General features: G+C 73.5%; 2 protein-coding genes. Both read left to right on the top strand.

Features of this window, described 5'->3' with window-relative positions; genetic code table 11:
* On the top strand, nucleotides 1-1,616 hold a 1,616-nt coding region (locus AB0G02_RS34815; RefSeq protein WP_360803065.1), incomplete at its 5' end, for an ATP-binding cassette domain-containing protein.
* On the top strand, nucleotides 1,613-2,539 hold the full coding sequence (locus tag AB0G02_RS34810) for an ABC transporter permease subunit (protein WP_360803062.1): 927 nt from the start codon (nucleotides 1,613-1,615) through the stop codon (nucleotides 2,537-2,539). The genes AB0G02_RS34815 and AB0G02_RS34810, both read left to right, overlap by 4 nt.
* Nucleotides 2,540-2,604: the final 65 nt, after the last annotated feature.

Raw genomic sequence — 2,604 nt, 5'->3', positions numbered from 1 at the left:
GGACCGTCGTCGCGCCCGCCTACCCGGGCCTCGAAGGCGCGGCCGGCACCGAGCGCCGCGACGTGCCGCTGACCGGCCACGAGCAGGTGGTGGTGAACCCCGCGGGCGGCAACCCCGCGGCGGTGTCCAGCCTGCCGGGGCTCGGGTCGGTGGTGTCGCAGTCCAGCGCGCTGTCCTCGCGGCTGGCGATCGACATGCCCGGTCAGGCGGCCGTGTTCCAGAGCGAGCCGCAGACCGCGCAGACCCTGCTGACCGGCGCGTCCACCGTGCGGCTGCGGGTCGCCGCCGTGCCGGGCCAGCCGGTGCCCGCCGAGGGCGCGGTGCTGTTCGTCAAGCTGTACGACGCCGACGCCAGTGGCGTGCGGACGCTGCCCGGCTCGGCCGTCGCGCCGGTGCGGGTGGCGGACCTGCCCGCCGACGGCACGCCGGTCGACGTGACCGTGACGCTGCCGGGCGCCGTGCGGCCCGTGGAGGCCGACCACCGGCTGCAACTGGTCGTGTCGACCACCGACATGGCGTACGCGAACGCCACCTCGCCCGCCGCGTACCTCGCCTCGCCCGCGCTGTCGGTGCCGGTGGTGGCGGGCGTCAACGCGACCAGCGAGGTGCCGACCGGTGCGCTGTGGGGCATCGGGATCGTGCTGATCGTGTGCGTCATCGCGGCCGTGGTGGCGTGGTTCCGCCGCAGGCTGACCGCGGACGTCGAGCCCGAGCTGGAGTCGGTGCCGCTGGTCATCGAGGGCCTGACCAAGTCCTACCCCGGCGGGTTGACCGCGGTGAAGGACCTGTCGTTCCGGGTGGAGCACGGCCAGGTGCTGGGGCTGCTCGGGCCCAACGGCGCGGGCAAGACCACCACGCTGCGCATGCTGATGGGCCTGACCCGCCCGTCCGAGGGCGGGATCAGGGTGTTCGGCCACCGGGTGAGCCCCGGTGCGCCGGTGCTGTCGCGGATCGGGTCGTTCGTCGAGGGTTCGGGCTTCCTGCCGCACCTGTCCGGCGCGGAGAACCTGCGGCTGTACTGGGCGGCCACCGGCCGTCCGCTCGACCAGGCGCACGTCGACGAGGCCCTGGAGATCGCGGGCCTGGGCAACGCCGTGCACCGGCGGGTGCGGACCTACAGCCAGGGCATGCGGCAGCGGCTGGCCATCGCGCAGGCCATGCTCGGCCTGCCGGACCTGCTCGTGCTCGACGAGCCGACCAACGGGCTCGACCCGCCCCAGATCCACCAGATGCGCGAGGTGCTGCGCAGCTACGCCGCGGCCGGGCGCACCGTGCTGGTGTCGTCCCACCTGCTGGCCGAGGTCGAGCAGACGTGCACGCACGTCGTCGTGATGCACAAGGGTTCGCTGGTCGCGGCCGGTCCGGTGGAGGAGATCGCGACGGGCGGCGGCGAGGCGAGCTTCCGCGTCGACCGGCCGGACGAGGCGGCCGAGGTGCTGCGCGGCCTCGCCGGGGTGCACGACGTGCACGTGGACGGCGAGCAGGTCCACGCGAGCCTCAACGGCACGCCCCGGGCGTCGGCGTTGCAGGCCCTGGTGGCGGCGGGTGTGGCGGTGGACCAGGCCGGTCCGCGCCGTCGGTTGGAAGACGCGTTCCTGGAGTTGGTGGGCGAATGAGCGAGAACGGTGTGCACACCGACCCGGCCGCGATCTCCGACCTGACGGACGCGGCGCGGGCCGAGCACCCGTCGGTCGCGCCGGACGGGTCGAAGGTCGGGTACCGGGCGTCGCGGACGTTGCCGGTGCGGGTGGAGCTGGCGCGGCAGTTGCGCCGCAGGCGGACGCAGTTGGTGCTGGGGTTCCTGGTCCTGCTGCCGTTCATCCTGGTGGTGGCGTTCGAGCTGGGGCAGGCGTCGCCCAACCGGCGGGCGGGCGGGTTCGTCGACCTGGCCACGGCCAGCGGCGTGAACTTCGTGATCCTGACGCTGTTCGTCAGCGGGAGCTTCCTGCTGCCGATGATCGTCGCGCTGTTCTTCGGCGACACGATCGCGAGCGAGGCGTCGTGGTCGTCGTTGAAGTACCTGCTGGCCGCGCCGATCCCCCGGCACCGGCTGCTGCGCCGCAAGGCGCTGGCGTCCGGGCTGATGTCGGTGTTCGCGCTGGCGCTGCTGCCCGCGGTGGCGCTGGGCGTGGGCGTGGTCTGGTACGGGGCCGGGGAGGCGGTGTCACCGACCGGGGAGGCCGCGTCCTTCGGCGCCGGTGTCTACGGCGTGGCGCTGGCCGTCGTCTACATCTCGATCCACCTGTTCTGGGTGGCCGGGCTGGCGCTGTACCTGTCGGTGTCCACGGACGCGCCGCTGGGCGCGGTGGGCGGCGCGGTGCTGGCGTCGATCGTGTCGCAGATCCTCGACCAGATCACCGCGCTGGAGGACCTGCGGAACTACCTGCCGACGCACTACGCGCTGGCGTGGGCGGACCTGCTGTCGTCCGACGTCGACTGGGCGCAGATGGCCAAGGGTACGTTCTCCGCCCTGGCCTACGGCGCATTCTTCAGCCTGCTGGCGGCGCGGAAGTTCGCGCACAAGGACATCACCAGCTGAGCGGCTCCGCTCGCCGTCGACGGCGGTGTACCGGATCGAGACCGGCCGGTGGTGGCGCACCGCGT

It is taken from the genome of Actinosynnema sp. NPDC023658 (assembly GCF_040639995.1).
GTDB lineage: Bacteria > Actinomycetota > Actinomycetes > Mycobacteriales > Pseudonocardiaceae > Actinosynnema.
The sequence above is the reverse complement of the archived record's forward strand: the minus strand, read 5'-3'. Positions and strand labels throughout refer to the sequence as shown.